5 protein-coding genes are annotated in these 3383 nt (G+C 34.5%); 2 read left to right on the top strand and 3 right to left on the bottom strand.

The genetic code is table 11. The annotated features are described in order from the left end of the window. Positions 1-75: 75 nt before the first annotated feature. From FC77_RS07420 to FC77_RS08055, 3 genes are all read right to left on the bottom strand, one after another. The gene (locus FC77_RS07420; RefSeq protein ID WP_056970999.1) at positions 76-432 is read right to left on the bottom strand and encodes a winged helix-turn-helix transcriptional regulator; all 357 of its coding nucleotides are present in this window, start codon (positions 430-432) and stop codon (positions 76-78) included. Positions 433-537: 105 nt separating this feature from the next. Then, a complete protein-coding gene (locus FC77_RS07415) occupies positions 538-1305 on the bottom strand; it encodes a TrmH family RNA methyltransferase (protein ID WP_056970998.1) in 768 nt (255 codons plus the stop codon). 70 nt (positions 1306-1375) lie between these two features. Beyond that, positions 1376-1537, bottom strand: coding sequence for a hypothetical protein (locus tag FC77_RS08055; protein ID WP_156171235.1), 162 nt, complete (start codon positions 1535-1537; stop codon positions 1376-1378). Between the two features lie 476 nt (positions 1538-2013). Here FC77_RS08055 and FC77_RS07410 point away from each other — a divergent pair, with 476 nt between their 5' ends. Together FC77_RS07410 and yidC are read left to right on the top strand one after the other, a co-directional pair. Next, a complete protein-coding gene (locus FC77_RS07410) occupies positions 2014-2289 on the top strand; it encodes an acylphosphatase (protein WP_054682305.1) in 276 nt (91 codons plus the stop codon). Positions 2290-2322: 33 nt separating this feature from the next. Then, positions 2323-3285, top strand: coding sequence for a membrane protein insertase YidC (gene yidC / locus FC77_RS07405; protein ID WP_056970997.1), 963 nt, complete (start codon positions 2323-2325; stop codon positions 3283-3285). Positions 3286-3383 lie beyond the last annotated feature (98 nt).

Here is a 3383-nt window from a genome sequence, read left to right as displayed (position 1 = left end):
CCCTGCTAACAGCTTATCATATATAAACTATCAACAGGGAATATCATAGACCCTTTTATTGTTTTCAAAATTTGTTTAAACCCATTTATCTGCCCAGTCATGAATTTGATCAAAAACAGGTTTTAATTCAGCACCTTTTTCAGTCAAACCATAAGAGATAATGCCAGTATCCTTATCAACTGACCGCTTAACAATTTTTTCTTTTTCTAATTCTTTTAATCGTTCAACAAGAACACGATCAGAACAAGCTGTAATGCAATGTGCTAAATCTTTAAAACGCATGTATTTGGTATCGCAGAGTGAGCTGATAATTAACCCATTCCACTTTTTACCAATAACACGAAACGCATTAATAAAGTGTTCACACAGCTCATAATTTTCTGGTGTGCAGCCACAATCTCGTTTACTCTTTACTGCTTCTGCTTGAGCCATAAAAAAATCCTCCCCTCTATCAAGGCTTGAACATCTCAGATAAAATATACAGATCTCTTTATACTTATTATAAAGAAGCTACTTACTAAAAACAAGCAATGGTGCTTAAGCAAAGTGGTAGATCATGATCCCTGCGGCTACAGCTGCATTAAAAGACTCTGCTTTTCCTTTAATCGGAATATACAATTTTTCACTACAAAGGTCAGCAACTGTAGAACTTACTCCATGTGCTTCGTTACCAATAACTAATCCTAATTGCGCTACCGGTTCAAATTCAGATAATTTTTTAGCGGACTGATCCAACATACTAGCATAAACGGGAATATCTGCATGTTTAAGTGAAGTAATGACTTCTGACAAATCATGTGTAATCAAGTTAATATGAAATTGACTCCCCTGCATTGCACGCTGAGTCTTTGGATTATATAAATCCACGCTTTCTGGTGACAAAACAACGCCATCAAAACCCGCAGCATCTGCGGTTCTGATAATTGTACCAACATTACCTGGATCAGCTAAATTATCTAGCAATACCCACTTACCGTAATCAAATGGAAATTCCTTAGGCTGAGCAATTTTGAGTACCATAAAAATATCTTGTGAATTCTTGGTTGCACTCAAGTGATGGGCAATCGCATTATTAATTAAAATAATATTGTTAGCTGAAAGATCAACGTCATAATCACTTTCAGCCTTGTTTAAAGCATCTTCCGTTCCTAATAAGTAAACGTAATTTTTGTTAGCCTTAATGGCCTCTTCACACAGGTGAAAACCTTCAATCACGTAGAGACCAGACTCTTCACGGTACTTCTTCCGCTTTAACTTTGCTAAATCTTTAACTGTTTTATTATTAACTGAACTAATTTGTTGCATAATTAATTCCTTTCCTTATAAAGAACATTCTAAAGGAAGATTTATTATTTTGAAAATGTTAAAAAATATCTTAATTAATATTCTCACGCCGATATTTTGAAATATTTACAGTAACCAATTTAACAAGCTCGTCTTTTTTAACTGTCGGTGTTTCAACGTCATCGTTAGGCAATTCTTCTACTAATGACATACTGCCAATTAAATCTTTTCCCATTTTAATCGCATCAGTCATATCTTTACCTTGGGTTTCTCTATCTAATGCTGGAACAGTAACTAAATACTTTAAATTTTTTCTTGTATTGGAGTTAATATTATTGAATAGGTTACAATTTTATCTTTTTTCATTATTATAATTATTTTTCCTATAAAAGAAGCTGGTTATTTGACCAGCAACAGATATTTAGCAGGCATAACAGTTTTGGTAGGCTCTGTGACCTCCATATAAAAGGATTTTGGTAGGCTCCCTAAACCTCTAAATAAAACAGTTTAAAAAAATTCTGTGACTTTATATCCTGCTTGTTTACAATATTATCAATCATATGTATTGTCAATAAAAAATTGTTGGACAAAATTAATTAGATAAGTAATAATATTTTCTTCTAATAAGATTTATTATTTTGAAAATGTTAAAATCAGAGTAGTTTGCAGAAAGGTCTAAAAATGAGCTTTTTTGATAAATTTCATAAAAATAAAAAAGAAGGCGGAAGCATGGAAACTTGGAAACTAACTGCCTCAGGCGTAGTTCAAGGCGTAGGTTTTCGGTGGAGCGTTGCAAGTTTAGCTCAAAATTTAGGTATCCCTGGAACCGTACGCAATAACGCTGGTGGCTCAGTCACAATCACACTGCAAGGAAATAAGGGACAAATTAACGAGTTTATTAAAGATTTGCCTCATAAAATTTCACCATATGCCAGGATTGCAAATATCACAACAGAAAAATTATCAAACGTGGAAAAGATGCATGGCTTTCATGTATTATATTAAACGTGAACTAGAAAAATTAATGTGGAGAATTGAATGAAAAAATATCGTAAATATATTGGATTGGCTGCTATTGTCTTAGGAGTCATGCTTATTGTTACCGGTTGTGCTAATGGCAATGTAACAACCCCACCACATGGTGGACTTTATGGTTGGATCTACACTTGGATTGGTAGACCGTTACAGAATATCATGCTGCAGTTCTCACGTGCTATTGGAGGCACCAACGGTGCAGGCTGGGCAATTATCCTCATGACATTAATTGTAAGAACATTGTTATTGCCATTAATGCTGAACCAACAGAAGAAGAGTGTTACCCAACAAGAACGGATGACACGTGTTCAACCGCAAATGCTGTTAATTCAAAAAGCCATGAAGCGTAAAGATTTAACCCAGCAACAACAAATGACTTTAGCGGGCTGGCAACGAGAGCTTTATTCTAAGAATAACCTCTCATTAACAGGTGGTATGGGATGTCTCCCATTAATTATCCAGATGCCAATTATGATTGGTATTTACGATGCTGTAATGTATTCAAAGACTTTAGCAAATTCAACTTTCTTCGGAATTTCACTTAGTCAAAAATCATTCTTACTCGCAATTGTCGCTACCATTTTTGCTTTCATTCAAGGTTACCTATCTATGATTGGTATTCCAAAAGAGCAGAAGAAATCAATGCAGACAATGATGCTGATGAACCCAATTATGACTTTGTTCATTACCATGACGGTTTCTGGGTCAGTAGCACTTTACTGGACAGCCGGTAACTTCTTCATGATCATTCAACAATTGATCGTAACCTTCATCGTTATGCCGAGAGTAAAGAAGAACGTTGCTAAAGAAATTGAACACCAACCAATTAAAGAAATAGTAACTCAAGCTAAGATTGATGACCTACTTAGTAACAAAGTTACAACTTCTGCTAATGATGAAAAGACAGAGGAATTACACGAAAACCTGCGTAACCGTAACAAAGGTAAACAAAACAGAAAACATTAATTTTAGGTAAAATAAATAGGCTTAGGTTTTATGAAATCTAAGGGCTCTGTGTCAATCGCTGGTGATAGAAAATTTAAAACAAGACTAAATTAATGAAT

The organism is Lactobacillus acetotolerans DSM 20749 = JCM 3825 (genome assembly GCF_001436775.1).
GTDB lineage: Bacteria > Bacillota > Bacilli > Lactobacillales > Lactobacillaceae > Lactobacillus > Lactobacillus acetotolerans.
Note: the sequence above shows the minus strand (reverse complement) of the source record. Positions and strands in the feature narration are given on the sequence as shown.

What these genes read in the sequence shown, in the direction of transcription:
- FC77_RS07420 (WP_056970999.1), bottom strand. Translation starts at nt 432, where the DNA reads ATGGCTCAAGCAGAAGCAGTAAAGAGTAAACGAGATTGTGGCTGCACA.
- FC77_RS08055 (WP_156171235.1), bottom strand. Translation starts at nt 1,537, where the DNA reads ATGACTGATGCGATTAAAATGGGAAAAGATTTAATTGGCAGTATGTCA.
- FC77_RS07410 (WP_054682305.1), top strand. Translation starts at nt 2,014, where the DNA reads ATGGAAACTTGGAAACTAACTGCCTCAGGCGTAGTTCAAGGCGTAGGT.
- FC77_RS07415 (WP_056970998.1), bottom strand. Translation starts at nt 1,305, where the DNA reads ATGCAACAAATTAGTTCAGTTAATAATAAAACAGTTAAAGATTTAGCA.
- yidC (WP_056970997.1), top strand. Translation starts at nt 2,323, where the DNA reads ATGAAAAAATATCGTAAATATATTGGATTGGCTGCTATTGTCTTAGGA.